Origin of the sequence: Streptosporangium roseum DSM 43021 (assembly GCF_000024865.1) — a bacterium.
Classification (GTDB): domain Bacteria; phylum Actinomycetota; class Actinomycetes; order Streptosporangiales; family Streptosporangiaceae; genus Streptosporangium; species Streptosporangium roseum.
The window spans coordinates 1221523-1239517 of record NC_013595.1 but is presented as its reverse complement, the minus strand read 5'-3'; the positions used below and the strand labels follow the sequence as shown (position 1 = coordinate 1239517).

General features: G+C 71.5%; 13 protein-coding genes. 3 read left to right on the top strand and 10 right to left on the bottom strand.

The window, feature by feature from the left end; all coding sequences use genetic code 11:
* Positions 1-5 precede the first annotated feature (5 nt).
* The gene (locus SROS_RS05800) at positions 6-1094 is read left to right on the top strand and encodes a glycosyltransferase (protein ID WP_012887952.1); all 1089 of its coding nucleotides are present in this window, start codon (positions 6-8) and stop codon (positions 1092-1094) included.
* A gap of 64 nt (positions 1095-1158) precedes the next feature.
* Here SROS_RS05800 and SROS_RS05795 read toward each other — a convergent pair whose 3' ends face one another.
* From SROS_RS05795 to pseB, 10 genes are all read right to left on the bottom strand, one after another.
* Positions 1159-2202, bottom strand: coding sequence for a sulfotransferase family protein (locus tag SROS_RS05795; RefSeq protein ID WP_012887951.1), 1044 nt, complete (start codon positions 2200-2202; stop codon positions 1159-1161).
* 2 nt (positions 2203-2204) lie between these two features.
* The gene (locus SROS_RS05790; protein ID WP_012887950.1) at positions 2205-3215 is read right to left on the bottom strand and encodes a sulfotransferase family protein; all 1011 of its coding nucleotides are present in this window, start codon (positions 3213-3215) and stop codon (positions 2205-2207) included.
* Positions 3216-3240: 25 nt separating this feature from the next.
* Positions 3241-4062, bottom strand: coding sequence for a CDP-alcohol phosphatidyltransferase family protein (locus tag SROS_RS05785; protein WP_043654833.1), 822 nt, complete (start codon positions 4060-4062; stop codon positions 3241-3243).
* A gap of 122 nt (positions 4063-4184) precedes the next feature.
* The gene (locus SROS_RS05780; RefSeq protein ID WP_281048007.1) at positions 4185-7724 is read right to left on the bottom strand and encodes a bifunctional glycosyltransferase/CDP-glycerol:glycerophosphate glycerophosphotransferase; all 3540 of its coding nucleotides are present in this window, start codon (positions 7722-7724) and stop codon (positions 4185-4187) included.
* 434 nt (positions 7725-8158) lie between these two features.
* Positions 8159-9199 carry a pseudaminic acid synthase gene (gene pseI, locus SROS_RS05775; RefSeq protein ID WP_012887947.1) on the bottom strand — a complete coding sequence of 347 codons (1041 nt, stop codon included), beginning with the start codon at positions 9197-9199 and terminating at the stop codon, positions 8159-8161.
* Positions 9189-11039, bottom strand: a complete 1851-nt coding sequence (locus SROS_RS05770) for a glycosyltransferase family 2 protein (protein ID WP_012887946.1) — start codon at positions 11037-11039, stop codon at positions 9189-9191. Before SROS_RS05770 ends, pseI begins: the two co-directional genes overlap by 11 nt.
* Before the next feature lie 25 nt (positions 11040-11064).
* Positions 11065-12774 (bottom strand): class I SAM-dependent methyltransferase, encoded by a 1710-nt coding sequence (locus SROS_RS05765; RefSeq protein WP_148268963.1) that lies wholly within the window; start codon positions 12772-12774, stop codon positions 11065-11067.
* Between the two features lie 37 nt (positions 12775-12811).
* Positions 12812-13645, bottom strand: coding sequence for a hypothetical protein (locus tag SROS_RS05760; protein WP_012887944.1), 834 nt, complete (start codon positions 13643-13645; stop codon positions 12812-12814).
* 11 nt (positions 13646-13656) lie between these two features.
* Complete coding sequence (locus SROS_RS05755; RefSeq protein ID WP_012887943.1) at positions 13657-14781, bottom strand: DegT/DnrJ/EryC1/StrS family aminotransferase; 1125 nt, start codon at positions 14779-14781, stop codon at positions 13657-13659.
* Positions 14781-15764 carry a UDP-N-acetylglucosamine 4,6-dehydratase (inverting) gene (pseB, locus tag SROS_RS05750; RefSeq protein ID WP_012887942.1) on the bottom strand — a complete coding sequence of 328 codons (984 nt, stop codon included), beginning with the start codon at positions 15762-15764 and terminating at the stop codon, positions 14781-14783. The genes SROS_RS05755 and pseB overlap by 1 nt, the downstream gene beginning before the upstream one ends.
* Positions 15765-15868: 104 nt before the next feature.
* Here pseB and SROS_RS05745 point away from each other — a divergent pair, with 104 nt between their 5' ends.
* The gene (locus SROS_RS05745) at positions 15869-16603 is read left to right on the top strand and encodes a cytidylyltransferase domain-containing protein (RefSeq protein WP_012887941.1); all 735 of its coding nucleotides are present in this window, start codon (positions 15869-15871) and stop codon (positions 16601-16603) included.
* Positions 16600-17910: a PseG/SpsG family protein gene (locus tag SROS_RS45710; RefSeq protein ID WP_012887940.1), complete on the top strand. Its 1311-nt coding sequence runs from the start codon at positions 16600-16602 to the stop codon at positions 17908-17910. The genes SROS_RS05745 and SROS_RS45710 overlap by 4 nt, the downstream gene beginning before the upstream one ends.
* Positions 17911-17995 lie beyond the last annotated feature (85 nt).

The window sequence follows — 17995 nt, the reverse complement described above, 5'->3', positions numbered from 1 at the left end:
GGCCGATGAGTTCCGTGATGTTCGCCTGCATGGACGCCGACACGCTCGGCGGTACGCAGCGGGTCACCCACACCGTGGCGCAGGGCCTGGCCGAACGGGGACACGACGTGCACGTGGTGGGGCTGCACCGGGCCGAGAGCCCGTTCCGCTACGTGGACCGGCCCGGCTACCGGCACCACGTGATCCACCGCACGCCGGTCGGCAGGCTCTCCCGGCTGGGCGCGCGCCGGGAGCGCCGCAGGCTCGCCGAGCTGTTCCGGGAGTTGGGGGCGGGCTTCGCCGTCCTCGCCTCGCCGGGCGTGGTGACCCGGCTCGCGCCCCTGCTCCCGGAGCGCCTGCTCCCGATCGGGCAGTACCACGGGTCCTACGAGCACGCGCGGGGCTCCTGGCACCTCGGCTCGGTCCGGAGCCACTACGGCGGGCTGGAGAAGGCGGTGTTCCTCAGCGAGGACGACGCCCGGCTGTTCTCCGAGCACGCGCTGCTGCCCAACACCTGGGCCATCCCGAACCCGCTGCCCGCCTGGCCGTCGCGGACCGCCGAGCTGACCGGCCACCGGATGCTCGGGGTCGGCAGGCTGGAGGGGGTCAAGCGGTTCGACCGGCTGATCTCGGCCTTCGCGGAGGCCGGCCGTACGGCGGGCGAGGACTGGGAGCTGCACCTGATCGGCGAGGGCGACGAGCTGGAGCGGCTCCGCTCGCACGCGCGGGCGTGCGGGGTGGCGGACCGGGTGGTGTTCCGCGGCGGGGTGCCCGCCGCAGAGATGGGCCGCGAGTATCTGCGCGGGTCGCTGCTCGGGCTGGCCAGCGAGCACGAGGGACTGCCACTGGTGCTCGGCGAGGCCGCCTCCTACGGCGTGCCCTCGGTGGCCTTCGACGTGTCGGGCGGGGTGCGGTCGCTGATCCTCCACCAGGAGACCGGCCTGCTGGCGCCGCCGGCCGACGTGCCGGCCCTCGCCGCGGCCCTGGCCGGGCTGATGGCCTCCGTGGAGGAGCGGCGGCGGCTGGGCACCGCCGCTCGCGCGCACGTCGAGTCGTTCCGGCCGGAGCGGGTCATGGACCGGTGGGAGGCTCTGTTCGAGCAGGTCAGCCGCTGACCGCCGGTCCGGGGGGAATCCATGCCCGGCCGGGCGGCCGTCGGGGCGTCCGCGCCCGAGCGGGTCAGCCGCTGACCTTGACGGGCTCGGTGCGCGGCAGGGGCACCCCGGCCAGCACGAGCTGACCGGTGGTGAGCCGGGCGCCCAGCGGGTTCGGCTCGCGGAGCCGTGTCAACCGGTCGAAGGCCACCCGCTTGAACCGGGCCAGCTTCCGCTTGGCCGCGGTCCGCTCGTAGGCGACCATCCGCGAGGTTTCCGTCTTCGGCGCGCCGCTGAGCTCGTAGCCGTAGGTCTCCAGCCGGTCTCCGAGGACGCTCTCGCACAGCGAGATCTCCCAGGGGTCGAGCCGCTTCTTCCACGAGCCCGAGCGCGCGGTGGTCACATCCTCGTGCGTGCGCGAGTGCCAGGTCTTGTGCGCGGGGCAGGCGATGTCGGCCACCAGCTTCGGCTCGCACATGACCGGGTCGAAGTCCTCGCCGAGGAAATCGCACAGCCTGCGCAGATGGGCCTCGGGGTCCGTCGTCAGATCCTCGTAGCGCAGTTCGTGGTAGCTGCCCTCGGGGAGCTTCGGCGCGCCGTGCCGGGCGAAGTCGATCGCCTCGGCCCAGGCGGCGACCGCGCTGTAGACGCTCCCGCTGTACCAGGGCATCTCCTTCAGCGACGCCACGCAGTCACGGCCGTCCCTGATCAGGTGGATGAACTGGGCGTCGGGGAAGAGCCGCAGCAGCACGTCGATGTGCTGGAAGTACGACGGTCGCTTGTCACCCCAGCGCGGCTTGCCGTGCCGGGCCGCGTAGGCGCGGAGCACGATGCCCAGCGCCGAGCCGAGCGTCGACGGCCCGGCGACGATCTGCTCGATGACCTCCTCGCCGTCCAGCCCCAGGTCGTGGAAGCGCGACTGGCGGCGGTTGACCACCCACTCCGCCAGCTCGCGCCTGTGTGCCGGATCGTTCAGATCGCCGAAATGCAGCCGTCGCTGGTAGGCGGCGACCATGAACCGGGTCTCCGGAGGAATCGCGATGCGGGGGTGGGCGTGCGTCATGAGCTGCAGCATCGTCGTCCCCGAGCGGGGACAGCCTACGATGAAGATCGGTCGATCCGATTGCATGGTCAGACCTTCGCCAGCTCGCCCAGCTGCCGGGTGGTGAGCTGCGCGGCCACCGGACTCGGCTCGCGGAACCGGTTGATGCGGTCCCGGAACTCCTTGCGCCGGCGGGCCCAGCGCCGCTTGGACGCCGCGTTCTCGCACGCCTCGACATGCTCCTTGGCCGCCTTGGGGGCGCCGCTCAGCTCGTAGCCGTTGGCGGTCAGCCGTTCGGCCAGGACGGTCTCGCAGACCGACACCTCCCAGGGCTCCAGCCTGGACTTCCACGAGCCGGACCGGGCGGTGGTCACGTCGCCGTGGGTGTTCTGGTGCCAGACCTTGTGCTCCGGGATCGCCACCCGGGCCACGTGCTGCGGCTCGCTCATCGCCGGGTCGTAGTCCTCGCCGAGGAAGTCGCACAGCTTGCCGAGCTCGGTCTCCGGGTAGGCGGTCAGGTCCTCGTAGCGCATCTCGTAGTAGCTGTCGGCCGGGAGGTTCTTGGCGTGCCGGCGGCCGTAGTCGATCGCCTCGGCCCAGTTGGTCACCGCGTGGAAGACGTCCTTGGTGTACCAGGGCATCTCCTTCAGCGACGCCACGCAGTCACGGCCGTCCCTGATCAGGTGGACGAACTGGGCGTCCGGGAAGAGCCGCAGCAGCAGGTCCACGTGATGGAAGTAGCTCGGCCGCTTGTCGCCCCAGCGGGACTTGCTGTGCTGCTCGGCGTAGGAGCGGAAGGTGATGCCCATCGCCGAGCCCAGCGTCGGCGGCCCGGCGGCGATGTTCTCGATCAGCTCTTCCCCGTCGAGCTTGAGCTCCTTGAACTTGGTGTCCTTGTCGCTCACGATCCATCGGCCCAGCCTGCGCCGGTTCCCCTGCTCGCGCAGGTCACCGAAGACGAACCTGCGGTAGTAGCCGGGCACCAGGAACCGTGTCTCCGGAGGCACCGCGATGCGCGGATGCGAATGCAGCATGAGCTGCAACATGGTGGTGCCTGAGCGTGGGCAGCCGATCACAAAGATCGGTCGGTCGGACTGCATGACAACGAACCCCCGTAGAAGATGATCAAACAGGTACACGCTGCGCGTTTTCCGAGCGCGGCGCGGCGGGCGCGGCCCGGGTGAACAGCCACATTCGGTAGATCAGAAAGACCTCGTTGAGCAGGAGCAGCGCTCCTGCCACGATCGAGACGGGCAGCAGCGCCGCCACCCCGATCAGCGGGGCGACCACGAACACCGCCGCGTGAAACTCGATACCGCTGATCAGGTGCGTCCGCACCCGGTGGCGGATGAGGAACCGGCCGAGCCTGCGCCGCAGGGTGAGCGACCGGGGCGCCCTGGGCATCCGGGGATCCCTGGGCTCCCGGGGCGGCACCGGCCCGATCCTCACCGGGGGTTCCGGCCTGTTCTCCCTGACCACCTCGCGGACGCGCTTCATCTGCGGCGCGTTGACGTAGCGGAACAGGTCGAGGACGGCGACCCCGGCGCCGAGCATGATGTAGGCGACGTCCCCCGTCGCCATGTACTGCCCGAACGCCAGCCCGATCGCGCAGCAGACCACCCGGATCCGGTCGCCCACGTAGTCGAGCCACAGCCCGAACGCGGTCCCGGTCTCCTTGAGCCGTGCGATCTTCCCGTCCATGCAGTCGACCATGAAGCTCACGTAGAACAGCGCGGCCCCCGCCACGAGCTGTCCGAACGCGAAGCAGACCGCCGACACCATGCCGAGAACCAGCGACAGACGCGTGAGCCCGTTGGGCGTGATGGCTGTGTGGTTGGCGACGAGCAGTGTGAGCCTGCAAGCCACCGGATCGACCACGAAAACCGTCCACCAGGAGTCTCTTCGTTTGCGGGTCGCGTGAACGTCGTTCAACGAATAGGCCCTCATGCCTTCCAGCATGACCACCCTGCGTGATCGAAGGCTGACACTCGGGAGCCAAGAGAGAATCTCCATACCGGTTCTTGACCAGCAGCGTCAGTCAGGGGCTCCCGAAGGCGTGGCGGCGTCGGTCAGGGGCTCCCGAAGACGTGGTCGACGACGCGGGCGGCGGCCCGCCCGTCGTCGAGATGGCAGAAACGTTCCCTGAAGGCGCCGTAGGCGGAGGCGTAGGCCGGCACGATCCCGTCGAGACCGGCCAGCGCGTCGATCACCTCGTCGGAGGTCATCAGCAGGGGACCCGGAGCGTGCCCGGCCGGATCGAGGTAGAAGCCGCGCACCCGGTCGCGGTAGTGCTCCAGATCGTAGGTAAAGAAGATCATCGGACGGCCGGTGCCGGCGTAGTCGAACATGAGCGACGAGTAGTCGGTGACGAGGACGTCGGCGACGAGCAGCAGGTCCGTGACGTCCGGATACCCGGTGACGTCGACGCCCCCCCGGGTACGGCAGGCGGGCTTCAGCGCCTCGGACGTGTGCGGATGGCCCCGCAGGAGGAAGACGTGGCCGTCGCCGAGCGCCTGGAGCGCCCGGTCGAAGTCCAGCCGGATGTCCAGGTGGTACCTGCCTCCCGGAAGGACCTGGTCGTCCCGCCAGGTCGGCGCGTACAGCACCACGCGCCTGTCCGGGGAGAGCCCCAGGGCCCGTCGCACCCGCTCGACCTCCTGCCGGCTCCCGGGCCCGTGCAGCAGGTCGTTCCGGGGACGTCCGGCCTCCAGGACGGGCCCGCCGTACCGGAACGCGCCCGGCAGGATCGAGGTGCTGAAGGAGCTGGACGAGATCAGCAGATCCCAGGTCGCCACCTCCTGGGCGAGCCGCCGCCGATGGTCGGCTCCGCTGCCGAAACGGCCGTCGGCGATGTCGTGGCCGATCCGCTTGAGCGGGGTGCCCTGTCCCGTCTGCACGTAGAGCTGGCCCTCACGCCCGGTGAACCAGCCCGGCGCTCTCTCGTTGGAGAAGATGTGGCCGGCGCGGGCCAGCGCCTCGTAGTGGTCCCGGCTGTCGCGCAGCACGACCCGCGCGTCTCCGGGGGGCCGCAGCCGGCCGTCGGCGGAGATCCAGACGCACTCCCGGCCGTCGCCCCTGCGCCGCAGTTCCTCGTAGATCGCACGCGGGCCGTCGGAGTAGCGCCGCCCCCGCCAGGAGTCGAACACCACGAGCTCCCGGAGCGGCTCCTTCACGAAGGCCGGGTAGTCCCGCTCCATGAGACACCGCTGGGCGTGTGCCCCCCGGTCGGCGCCGAGCGCCGGCTGGACGTCGATGGCGACGCCGTTCGAGCGGTGGGTCCGCACCCGGAACGTCTGCATCCCGGCCGTCTGCACGGCGGGCAGGTCGGCGAGCAGGCTCCTGGTCGCCCTGACGGGAGACAGGTCCGCCCCGGACTCGACCAGGACCTCCCACCGGCCACCGGCGAGCGGCACGTGCTCGCCGTACAGCTCGAACCGGGTCAGCGGGATGACGCAGGAGAACCGCTCCTCCTCCTGCTCCAGCGGCACGTGATGGACCTCGCCGCCGCCCGCCTTCCGCAGGACGAGCCGGGCCTGCGGGCCCATCGCCCCGGTGCGCCGTCCCGTCAGGTGGAGGCTGTCGCCCGCCTCCGGCCGGATGCCGGTCACCGTCGGCCGGACCGGGCGGACCACCGCGCCGAGGGGGCCGAGCCTGGTCGCGGCCACACCGACCTCACGGTCCCCCACGGTCACGTACGCCTCGACGGCCGCGAGACCGGCGGTCAGCCTGCGGAGCTTGCCGTCGCCCACGACGACGAACAGGTCCCACCTGGGGTCGGGGTCGATCTGCGGGCCGGTCGTGTCGCCGGCCGTGTCGCCGGCCGGCAGGTCGGCCGGGAGCAGTTCCGCGGCGGGGAGGCGGGCGCTGAACCCGACCCGGCCGCCGCCGAGGGGCGCGCAGGAGGCGGGGACGCTCAGCTCCCCGCCGCCCCGGCGCAGCCGTGCCAGCAGCGTCACGCCCGCGTCGGCCGGGGCGTCGGAGGCCGTCCAGCCCGACACCTCGATCATGCCCTCCCCGACCGGCCGGGGCTCCGCCACGGTGTGGACCCGCTGGACCTTGAACAGGACCTCGTCGTCGGGGTTCACGTCCACGTACAGGCTGACCTGCGGGGTGACCGGGATGCCGGGGAAGCGGCGGACGTCACTGCCGGTGGTGGCGGTCAGCGGGCCGGACCGCCGCACGTCCTGCGCGACGACCTCGACCTCCAGCTGCCACCGGGCCTTCCGGGCGGCCCCGGCCAGCACCGCGAGATCGATGTCGACCTCGAAGCCCGACCAGTCGTAGCAGGTCGTGTCGCGGCCGGAGGCGGCGGTCACGTCCGGGCGGAGCAGCCGCCGGACCGGCAGCTCGACCACGCGCTGGTTCCGGGTGTTGCGCAGCGTCATCGTGATCTCCGACGAGTCCTCCGCCGGCAGGCCGATGCCCTTGATGTGGGCGCGACCGGTCACGCGGAGGCGGTCGCCGTCCTCCCAGTCGAGCCGGTCGACCCGGCAGACCAGGGTGAAGTCGCCGTCGCCCGCGCGGAAGACCTTCCGTGGCAGCACACCCCTGTGCATCATCGGGTGGTCGGCGTACCAGCCGAACACCCGGCGCGTCAGGCCGTGGAAGGCGCCCTCCCGCCGGTCGGCCAGCACCTCGATGACGTCGTCCGACTGCCGGCGCTTCAGCAGCTCGAACACCAGGCGCTGCTCCCAGGGGAGTTCGGCCAGGAGGTCGGGGTCCATGCGCTCGACGAGCGAGCCGGCGTTCTCCATCAGGCGCCCGCGGTAGTCCTCGCCGGCGTCCAGCGCCGCGTTGACATAGAGGGTGAGGTCGCTGCGGAGGACGAACTCGTCGAACTGGCGCCGGAGCGCGGGGGACGCGTGAGCGGCCAGGAAATCCCGGACCCGCGTGATCGACGCGATCCGGTCCTCCAGGTTGCCGGGCTCGGTCCGGCGCTGCGTGATCGACGGATCCCCCGGCTCCCGCTGCCGCCAGTAATAGATCACGTCGCTGAGCACGTCGACCGAGCGCGCCAGCACGTGGGCCGGGATGGTGACGGGCGCGTCCTCGTAGAGTCCCCCGGGAAAGCTGAACCCGTGCTCCCGGTAGAAATCGTGACGGAACACCTTGTTCCATGCCGTGCGGTCCAGGAGAAGTTCGGGACGTGTATTCACGTGAGTCCGCTGCACGGTCTCCCTGAAAGGCCGGGAGTGCAGGCCGGACCGCCAGGTCTCGGTCGAGTTGAGATAGAGGACATTACCGCACGCGAAATCGGAGTCCGACTCCGACAGCGAGGAGACCAGCAGCCCGTAGGCGTCGGCGGGCAGCACGTCGTCGCTGTCCATGAAGCACAGGTACCGGCCGGTCGCGTGGAGCGCGCCGGCGTTCCTGGCCGCTCCCAGCCCGGCGTTCTCCTGGTGGATCACCCGGAAGCGGCCGTCCTTGCCGGCGAACTCCTTGGCGATGACAGCGCTGCCGTCGAGCGATCCGTCATCCACGCAGATGACCTCCAGATCGCGGAGCGTCTGCCTGGCGATCGACGCCAGGCAGGCCCCGAAATAGGGTTCCACGTTAAAGAAAGGGACGATAACGCTCAGCAGCGGCGACAAAATGCCAGCCTCCAACATCGTCGAAATCCGGAATGACCGAAGTGATCCCATGAAAGGATCCGGAGCGGGTCCGGAGACGCTCCATCTCAATGAGATTGAGAATGAGGAGAAGGTCCGATAGACGCACGGGCCATGCGTTTAAATGACGCGGCTCTTGTCGAGCCTTGACCGCCTCGGACAGCCCGGCGGCTTGTCCGTGGGCACGGGCCGCCCGCGGTCGCCGTGACGCGCCGAGGCCCGCGGGCCGGCGGATTCGCCGGCCCGCGGGCCTCGGAACGCGCCGGATCGGCGCCGTGCATGGGCCGGATCAGATCCCAGGTGACATGTGTGGGTCGGATCAGATCCCGGGAGACATGCGTGGGTCGGATCAGATCCCGGGAGACATGCGTGGGTCAGATCAGATCCCAGGTGACGTGCGTGGGTCGGATCAGATCCCGGGAGACATGCGTGGGTCAGATCAGATCCCAGGTGAGCGGAGTGCCCCGCGGGGTGTCACGGTGAAAGGTCCGGCCGGCGACCGTCGTGATCGCGTCCGGCGGGAGCCCCCCGGCGGGGCGGATCGAGCGGACGTTGCTCGCCGACACCGTGTCACCGGCCCGGACGTCGGCCACGACGTACAGGGACCGGCGGAAGCGCATCCCCTCGCTCTCCGCGGAGACGGGGCGGACCGCCGCGCTGCCGAGCGCCTGCCACGCGCGGCCGCTCTCGACGACGAGCGCCGACAGCTCGTCCGGCTCCAGCGAGAACGCCGCGTCGACGCCCCCGCCCGCCCTGTCGAGGGTCACGTGCTTCTCGATCACGCACGCGCCGAGCGCGACCGCGGCCACCGCGGCGCCGATGCCCGGGGTGTGATCCGACAGCCCGACCGGCAGCCCGAACGCCTCCGCCAGCACGGGAAGCCTGCGCAGGTTGCTGTCGGAGACCGCCGCGGGATAGGCCGCCGTGCATCCCAGCAGGACCAGGTGCTCGCAGCCGGCTCCCCTGGCCGCCTGGACCGCGGCGTCCATCTCCCCCAGGCTCGCCATCCCGGTCGAGATGATCAGTGGCCTTCCGGTCCGCGCGACACGGCGGATCAGCGGCAGGTCCACGATCTCCGACGACGCGATCTTGTAGGCGGGCGCTCCCAGGCTCTCCAGCAGGTCCACGGCCGTCGGGTCGAACGGGCTGGAGAAGACGGTCAGCCCCGCCGACCGGGCCCGCTCGAAGATCGGCTCGTGCCACTCCCAGGGCGTGTGCGCGCGTTCGTAGAGGTCGTAGAGGCGCTCACCGCCCCACAGGTCGTGCCCTTCGGACAGCCGGAACGACGGCCCGTCCGCATCGATGGTGATCGTGTCCGCGCGGTAGGTCTGGAGTTTGAGCGCGTGCGCCCCGGACTCCGCCACCGCGTCGACGATCTTCAGTGCCCTGGCGAGATCCCCGTCGTGGTTACCGGACATCTCCGCGATGACGTACGGCGGGGCATCGGCACCGACGGGCCGCCCATTAATGATCATCTTCACTCCGTTGGACTCTCAGCGCCATGTTTCCGCGCGATGTGCGCGCCATCTGCATCTCCCACCCGTCCAGCTCCCACTCGGGGAGCTCGTGGAGGGCCACGGGCATCCGCAGCGGCCTGCCGTCGGCCATCCCGGACAGGTACATGTTCCAGACGGCCGTCTCCTCCTCGGGCCGCAGGTCCTCGACGGGAACGTCCACGGCGAACTCCCGCCGGTCCTCCCGCGCCGGGGCGGTCGTGACGGGGTAGGAACGCTCGGGACCGTCCAGGACGCCCATCACCAGGGTGACGCCCGCGGCGCTCTCCTGCTCGGCGTGCCACCCGAGGATCCGCAGCCGGCCCTCGGACGCCTCGCACCCGGTCACCGCCGCCCGCGGGCGCTTGACGGTGAGGACGGCGAACCCCTTGTCGTCCACGAGCGGCTGGATCCACATCCCGTCGTCCGTCTCACCGGGACCGAGCGCCGGAGTGTTCCCCCTCAGCCGCGCCTCCCGGACGATGCCGTCCACGGTGAGCCTGACCCACACCTCCCACTTGGAGGCCCGTACGGGAAGCGTGCCGGGATCGCAGACGAAGCCGAACCCCAGGTCGTAGCGCTCCACGGGCAGCTCCAGCACCGTGCCGCTCGCGCGCTCGCGTAGCCACAGGCTGATCGCGCAGGACGGAGCCGCCCCGACCATGACACCCGGCAGCCGCACCCCGCCCTCGCCGTGCAGCCGGCCCGCGCGCCACTCCCAGCCTTCCAGCCGGCCGACCATCGTGAGCTCTCGCGAGACGTCGAAGACCCAGCGGGGGATCCCGTAGCCGCGCCGGAAGGGATATTCGGCATACCACTTGCGCCGCGACAGCAGGCCCCGCCGCAGCCGGGCCTCGTCCATGCTCTCCCGCTCGAACCGGACCGCCTCGGCCAGCTCCGTGACCAGGCGCCGGTGCATCAGCTGGAGCTGCAGCCTGCGGATCGCGGGCAGCTCCAGATACGACCTCCGCTTCACCGTGTCGAGGTAGGAGCAGGCGGCGTCCAGCAGGAGATCGGGCTCGACGCCCGCCGCCAGCGCCTCGACCGCCACCCGCAGGTCGTTGTGGAGCGTGTCCCGCTCGTAGACACGGCGCAGCCCGGGGGCGTGCTCTTCGAGGAAGCGCGCGGTCTCCGCGACGGAGATCACGAGGTCGGTGACGTTCTCCGCGCGGAAGCGGCGCTCGGTGATGGACCCCTCGCGCAGGCGCCAGATGTAGACGACCTCGGAGAGCACGTCCACGGCCCGCGCGCGCACGTGGGCGGGGACGGTCACCGGCATGTCCTCGTACAGCCGGGCGGGGAACTCCATGCCCAGCTCGTCCCAGAACGAGCGCCGGAAGACCTTGTTCCACACCGACCGGTCGAACAGGAGGTGCACGTTCCGGGTGATGTGCGTGCCCACCTGGGTCTTCCTGAAGGCGTTGCGGTGCGCCCAGGACTGGACCAGCCCCTCGGAAGTGAGCCGCTGCACGTTGCCCGACGCGATGTCGGACCCGCTCCGCTCCAGGGAGCCCACCAGGAGCTCGTAGGCGCGCGGGGGGACGATGTCGTCGCTGTCGGCGAAGGCCAGGTAGTGCCCCGACGCGTGCGTCACACCGGTGTTCCTCGCCGGGCCGAGGCCCTGGTTCTCCTGGACCACCACCCGGAAGCGCGGGTCTCGTGACGCGTAGTCCTTGGCGATGACCGCGCTCGCGTCCATCGATCCGTCATCCACGCAGATGACCTCAAGGTCGCCGAGCGTCTGGCCCTGGATCGAGGCCAGGCAGGCGTCGAAATACCGTTCGACGTTGTAGTACGGAACAACCACGCTGAGTCGTGGCATACGGATCACCCCCAGAGATGTCGAACTAGCGTGCGGCGCTTCCATCCGATCCGGTGCCGAACATCCGCCGTACCGGCCGGAGAGCCGCCACCGGGGCCGTGATCACGCGCCCCAGCCGGGAGCCGTTCGGAGGCCGGGGCCTCTCGTCGCGCCGTTGCGCCTGCTTGGCGGCACGGACGGCCTTCGCCAGCTTGGCCTCGGCGGTCTCCAGATCGCGCTCAAGCATCGTGATCTTCTGCTGGGCCTCCTCCAGCCGCGCGCGGAGCCGCCCCCGGGCGGCGTACAGCTCCCGGTAGCTCTCCCGCCACTCCCCCGGCCCGCCCTCGCTCCCGTGCCGGCCCGGTCCGGCCCGGCCGGGCACGTCCGCGCCGATCTCCGCGTCCAGCTCGGCGCCCCGGCGGACGGTCTCCCTGTCGGCCGTGCCGCCCGCCATCGCCAGCAGCGTCAGCGTCAGCCGGTCGGCCCCGATCTGCCAGGACCACGGATGCCACTGCCCCGAATCGAGCAGGCGCGCGGCGAAGTGACGCAGGATCCTGGCCAGGGCCACGTCGAGGTCGAGCTCACCGGGGAGCTGCCAGCTCGCGTCGAGCATCGCGAACCCGGTGCCGTCGAAGACCACGTTGTCGGCCACGGCGAAGGCCGTCGACGCGGGCACCCGCCCGCCGGTGCCGTGCCCCTCCACCCACCGCCGGAAGAGGACGAGGAGCTCACGGATCGCGACGACGTCGTTGCGCGCGCAGGCCGCCATGAGGATCTCGGCCAGGAAACGGCCCTCGGGGACCGGCCCGTCGAGCAGCTCGGGTGTCCGTGTCACCCGCCCCGACACGCGTAGCGTCCGGTCCCCGCGCGCCCTGCGGGTCCACCCGCCCCGGGCCGCCGGAACCAGCTCGCAGGCGAGCCGCCAGCAGGCAGCGGCGTCGGCGTCGGCGGTCAGCGCCACCGGCGAGGTCACGGGGCGGCCGCCGGCGGCGTGCGCCATGACCACCCAGCGCGTCGCGACCCTGGCCCCGAGCCCGCCGGCTATCGCCATACGCCCCAGATGCCGGGCGTCGTAGCCCGCCGCGGGCGTGCCGAAGACCCCGACGCAGGCGGCCACGGCGAGGGCCGTCGGCGCCGAGGCGGTCTCCAGGACCGAGACGTCCAGCAGCAGGTGCGGTCCGGCCGGATGGCCGTACGCCGCGTAGCTCCTGCCCACCGTGAGGCCGGAGTCGTTCAGGAGGCCCGCGAGCCGCTCCAGGTTCACCGGGCGGGACTGGTCCAGCTCCACCGCGGCCCAGTCGTCGTCCGCGCGCTGATGGACCTCCGAGGGATCTCCGGCGAACCGGTGGACGCCCAGCGGGTTCTCCACGCCCAGCACGAGCGTTCCGCCGGGGGCGAGCATCGCGGTGAGCCGTCCCAGCGACTCGGCCCAGGAGCCGGCCGCGTGGTCGGAGGAGGTGAGGCGCTCGACCCCGTCGAGCGCGATCACCACGTCGAACGCCTCGGGGAACGCCGCCTTCTCCAGGCTGCCGCAGTAGACCGTCGCCTCGTACTGCTCCGCCAGGTGGCAGGCGTCGGAGTGGGAGCGCAGCAGCACGCTCAGCTCGCACGCGCCGGCGGCCGCCGCGTCGAGGAGCTCGGCGGGGTGCGGCCCCGCCACCAGGACCCGGCCGCCGGTGAGAAGGGGGCGCAGCAGCTCGCCGAGCACCTCCGCCCCGGGAGATCCGTCCGGTCCGGCGTCGGACCACTCAAGCATCTCTCCCCCCAGGAGGCGTATTCGGGCCGCCGCGTCGTCACAGGTCATTTGTCTCCCCCGACCATCCGAAAACGGTTCTGATCTCCTCGGGGGACACCCGGTACCTGACCCCCAGCTCCTCTGCCGCGATCTGCCGCGCGGTGACGAGATCGACCTCCGCGCCGTGCAGCTCCGGCCACAGCCGCCGGACGCGCGCGACTCCGCCGTGCATCGGGTCCTCCTCCGCCAGGACCATGGGGTCGCCGTAGACGGCGGGTTCGCATCCGGCCGCGATGCCGTGGAAGACGGCGGTGCTCAACCGGTTGGACGCCACCCGCCGGTGCCGGCGGAGCTCGGCGAGCTGCCTGTGCGGGAAGAGCGGGTCGGTCCCCTTCTTCATCCAGCCCCGGGCTCCGTGGCTGATCACCCGGAAGCCGGCGTTCTCGTAGACGCTCCGGATCTCGGGCTCGCCGAACTCCAGCCAGTAGAGGCAGACGGTGACCGGCCCCCGCTCGACCTCCCGGATCTCGTCGATCAGCCGCCGGTGGTCACCGTCCACGTGCTGGCGCTCCCAGCCGTGGAAGGGGTACCAGATCGTCCCCTCCCGCTCCGCCTCCGGCACGGCGGGGGGCTCCATCTGCGTCAGGTAGAGCCACGGGGCGCCGATCGGGTAGTAGTCGCGGCGCCCGCGCGCCCAGCCCCGGCGGCGCATCGTGTCCGTCCAGACGAACTTCGGCGTCACCGGGACGTATTTCTCGCGGGGGCCGAACCCGTCCAGGGCGTTCCATCCGTGCTGGAGGTAGCCGTTGATACGCGGCGGCCTCCGCCGGTCCAGTCCGCAGTACCGGGCGAAGATGTGGGCATGCCCGTAGAAGTGATTCGTGTGGTGCATCGTTTCTCCGCTCAGCCGAGAATGGCGTGGAGAGCTTCGATGACCCGGTCCTGGTCCGAGTCGGTGAGGTCGGGGAACAGGGGCAGCGACAGTTGCCGCGCGTAGAACTCCTCGGCCGCCGGGCACATGCCGCGCCGGTAGCCCATGTCCGCGAAGACGGGGTGCCGGTAGGCGGGCAGGTAGTTCACCTGGACCCCGATGCCCGACTGCCGCATCCGCTCGTAGACCTCGCGCCGCCGCCCGTCGAGGACCCCCACGGCGTACAGGTGCCAGGCGGGGTCCACGTGGGGGCGCCGGGCGGGCAGCCGCAGGCCGGCCAGGCCGGAGAGGGCCTCGTTGTAGCGCGCGACGAGCCGGGCCCGGCGCGCCTTGAACTCGCCCAGCCGCCGCACCTGGCTGACGCCGAGGGCGCAGAGCACGTCGGGCAGGCGGTAGTTCAGGCCGAACGCGTGGACCTCCTGGTGCCAGTGGCCCTCATCCGGCTCGCGCTGCTCCTCCGGGTCCCTGACCAGCCCGTGGTTCCTGAACCGCCGGGCACGCCGGAGAAGCTCCTCGTCGGCCGTGGCGACGGCGCCGCCCTCGGCCGTCGTGATCGTCTTGGTCGGGAAGAAGGAGAAGGTCGTCAGGTCCGCGAGCGCGCCGACCGGCCGGCCGCGGTAGCTCGACCCGACGGAATGGGCCGCGTCGCCCACGACCACGGCCCCGGCGCGCGCGGCGATCTCGCGCAGCGCGTCGTACTCGGCCGGGTGGCCGGCGTAGTCGACGGCGGTGACGGCCCGCGTGCGCGGGCCGGTCACCGCCTCCACGGCCGCGGGGTCGAGGTTGGCGGTGTCCTCCTCCACGTCGGCGAAGACGACACGGGCGCCGAGCATCGCGGCCGTGGCCGCGGTGGCGACGAAGGTGATCGGCGAGGTGACGACCTCGTCCCCCGGGCCGACCCCGGCTGCCGCGTAGGCCGTGTGCAACGCAGCGGTGCCCGAGGTCACGGACACGCACGGCACGCCGCCGGTCCAGGCCGCGAGCTCCGCCTCGAACGCGCCGACGGCCGGGCCGGTGGTCAGCCAGTCTCCGGTCAGGACGCCCAGGACGCCTTCGATGTCGCGCTCGTCGATCGACTGCCTGCCGTACGGAAGCATCAGACCCTCACCGCGAGCAGCTCGCGGATGCCCTCGACCGACAGCCACTGGTCGTTGCCGTCGGAACGGTAGGAGAACCCCTCGGGGACGTTCTGGCCGCCGGGCGGAGGGACGTAACCCCAGGTCGCGATGGTGGGCTGGACCACGTAGCGGGTGGCGAGCCGGATCGTCCTGCGGCTGTCGTCGGCGGCGATCATCTCTTCGTGGAGCTTCTCCCCCGGGCGGATGCCGACCTCGTGCATCGCGGCGCCCGGCGCGACGGCCTCGGCCAGATCCACGATCCGCATGCTGGGGATGCGCGGGACGTAGAGCTCGCCGCCCTGCATCAGGTCGAAGGAGTCGACCACGAAACGGACGGCCTGGTCCAGGGTGATCCAGAAGCGGGTCATCCGCTTGTCGGTGATCGGCAGGCTCTTGTCCTCGGCCGCCAGTTTCTGGAAGTAGGGGATCACCGAGCCGCGGCTGCCCATCACGTTGCCGTACCTGACCACGGCGAACCGGGTCACATGGTGGGAAGCGTAGTGATTGGCCGACACCAGCAGTTTGTCCGCTACCAGCTTGGTCGCCCCATAAAGATTGATAGGGCTGGAGGCTTTGTCCGTTGAAAGCGCGATGACTTTCCGGACACCGCAGTCAATGGCCGCCTCGACGACATTCTGGGAACCGCTGACATTCGTCAGAACATATTCGAACGGATTGTACTCGGCCGTGTCGACCTGCTTGAGCGCGGCCGCGTGCACCACGTGGTCGACACCGTGCATGGCACGGGTCAGGCGGCTACGATCGCGCACGTCGCCGATGAACCAGCGCAGCCTGGAGTCGTCGGCGAACAGCTGCCTGACCTCATACTGCTTGAGCTCGTCCCGAGAGAAGACGACGACCCGGCGCGGGTCGTGATGGTCGAGCACATGCCGGATAAAAGCCTTTCCGAACGACCCCGTCCCCCCGGTTACAAGGATCGACGCCCCTTCAAGCTCACCCACGCGAGCCCCCCCATATAAGACTTACGTAACTTACAGTAGTCATTCAGTGACAAGCTCGTAGCATAACGCAGCGTCATCATCACTCAACCGAGTTAGGAAATGTTTTGGCCGTTCACATCGCCGGAGTAATTCAGGCCCGCATGGGCTCCACCCGCCTGCCGGGAAAGGTCCTGCGGACGCTGGGCGGGCGCACCGTCCTCGAACGGGTCGTGCGCGCCGTACCGCACGGCGCCCTCGACGACCTCGTGGTGGCCACCACCACCGAGCCCGCCGACGACGCCGTCGTCGCGGAGTGCGAGCGGCTCGGCGTCGCCTGGCACCGCGGCCCGGTGGACGACGTGCTGACCCGCTTCCTGGGCGCCCTCGACCGGCTGGGGTGCGACGCGGTCATGCGCCTCACCGCCGACTGCCCCCTGCTCGACCCGGAGATCATCGCGATGGCGGCGGGCATGTGGCGGGCCGCCCCCGGGCTCGACTACCTGAGCACCAGCCCGCAGCCCAGGACCCTGCCCAGGGGGCTGGACGTCGAGATCGTCTCCGCGGAGGCGCTCCGGAGCCTCGACGGGATGGCCACCGGCCATCACCGCACCCACGTGACGTCGTACGTCTACACGCACGCGGAGCGCTTCCGCATCATCGGCCTCACATTCCCCCCGGGCGACGCCGACCTGCGCGTCACGCTCGACACCGTGGAGGACTGGGAGCTGATCAGGGCCGTCGTCGACCACTTCGGGGACGGCCCGGTGCCGCTGCGTACCCTGGTCGGCTGGCTGAGGGAGCGGCCCGAGGTCGTGGCGCTCAACTCCGCCGTGGAGCAGAAGGCCCTGGAGCTGGCGTGAGACGCGTCGGCATCCGCTGCGACGCGGGCGTCGGCCGCGGCGTCGGCCACCTGATGCGCTGCCTGGCCCTCGCCGAGGAACTGCGGGAGCGGCGGCTGGAGGTCGTCGTCCTCGGCGACATGGGCGGGCTGGAGTGGGCCGCGGAGCAGCTGGCCCGGCGCGGCCTGCGGCTGCTCCCCGGGCCGGGCGACGCGGCCGCCATGGTCCGGGCCGTCCGCCGCCTCGCGCTCGACGCCGTGGTCGTCGACTCCTACGATCTCGACCCCCGCTGCTCGGGAGCGCTCCGCCAGGCCGGGGTGCGGGTGCTGGCCGTCGTCGACGACGACGACCGCGGCCAGGACGCCGACATCTATCTGGACCAGAACCTCGGCGCCGAGCGCCGGGCCGGCCGCGTTCCCTCCGGATCGATCCGGCTCGCCGGGGTGCGCTACGCCCTCCTCCGCGACGACGTACGGCGTCTGCGCCAGGGACCGATGGAGCCCGGACGGCCGGACGGCGTGCTGACGGATCACCGGCAGCCGGACCCGGGGCCGGCGGAGCCTCAACGGTTGGACGGAGCACTACCGGACCACCGGCAGCCGGACCCCGGGACGGCGGAGCCTCAACGGTTGGACGGAGCACTGCCGGACCACCGGCAGCCGGACCCCGGGGCGGCGGAGCCTCAACGGTTGGACGGAGCACTACCGGACCACCGGCAGCCGGACCCCGGGGCGGCGGAGCCTCGACAGCCGGGCGGAGCGCTGACGGATCACCGGCAGCCGGGTGGAGTGCCGGTGGAGCCCGGACGGCCGCCTCGGGTGCTGTGCTTCTTCGGCGGCACCGACGCGGCCGGGGCGGCTCCCGTCGTGGTGGGAGAGCTCATCGCGACGGGCGTGCCGTTCCTGGCGACGGCCGTCACCCCGCGCGAGCGGGCGCTGGACCACCTCCAACCGGCCGGCGACCAGACGGTCCGCCGGATTCCCCCCACCGACGACCTTCCCCGGCTGATCGCGGCGGCGGACCTCGTCGTCACGGCGGCGGGGAGCAGCATGTGGGATCTCCTCTACCTGGGGAAGGCCGCCGCGCTCGTCTGGGTGGCGGCGAACCAGCGGCCGGGTTACGAGGAGGTGCTCTCGCGCGGGCTGGCCGCCGGGCTCGGGCACCTCGACGCCGTGGTCCGTACGGGTGGCCCCGCCCGCGCGTGCCTGCGGGAACTGCTCACCTCCGCACGGTCCCGCGAGGAGCTGGGCGCGCGGGGGCCCGCGCTGGTCGACGGCGAGGGCAGGGCGAGGGTCGCCGACGCCCTGCTCTCCCCGATCTCCCCGTGATCACCCCGGTCGCCGACGCCGGCTTCCCCCGGGGATCAACCTGATAGCCGACGCCGGCCTCCCCCCAGGGATCAACCTGATAGCC

Coding starts and splice junctions, on each gene's coding strand:
- SROS_RS05800 (WP_012887952.1), top strand. CDS start 6: ATGAGTTCCGTGATGTTCGCCTGCATGGACGCCGACACGCTCGGCGGT.
- SROS_RS05795 (WP_012887951.1), bottom strand. CDS start 2,202: ATGCAATCGGATCGACCGATCTTCATCGTAGGCTGTCCCCGCTCGGGG.
- SROS_RS05790 (WP_012887950.1), bottom strand. CDS start 3,215: ATGCAGTCCGACCGACCGATCTTTGTGATCGGCTGCCCACGCTCAGGC.
- SROS_RS05785 (WP_043654833.1), bottom strand. CDS start 4,062: ATGAGGGCCTATTCGTTGAACGACGTTCACGCGACCCGCAAACGAAGA.
- SROS_RS05780 (WP_281048007.1), bottom strand. CDS start 7,724: ATGTTGGAGGCTGGCATTTTGTCGCCGCTGCTGAGCGTTATCGTCCCT.
- pseI (WP_012887947.1), bottom strand. CDS start 9,199: ATGATCATTAATGGGCGGCCCGTCGGTGCCGATGCCCCGCCGTACGTC.
- SROS_RS05770 (WP_012887946.1), bottom strand. CDS start 11,039: ATGCCACGACTCAGCGTGGTTGTTCCGTACTACAACGTCGAACGGTAT.
- SROS_RS05765 (WP_148268963.1), bottom strand. CDS start 12,774: ATGCTTGAGTGGTCCGACGCCGGACCGGACGGATCTCCCGGGGCGGAG.
- SROS_RS05760 (WP_012887944.1), bottom strand. CDS start 13,645: ATGCACCACACGAATCACTTCTACGGGCATGCCCACATCTTCGCCCGG.
- SROS_RS05755 (WP_012887943.1), bottom strand. CDS start 14,781: ATGCTTCCGTACGGCAGGCAGTCGATCGACGAGCGCGACATCGAAGGC.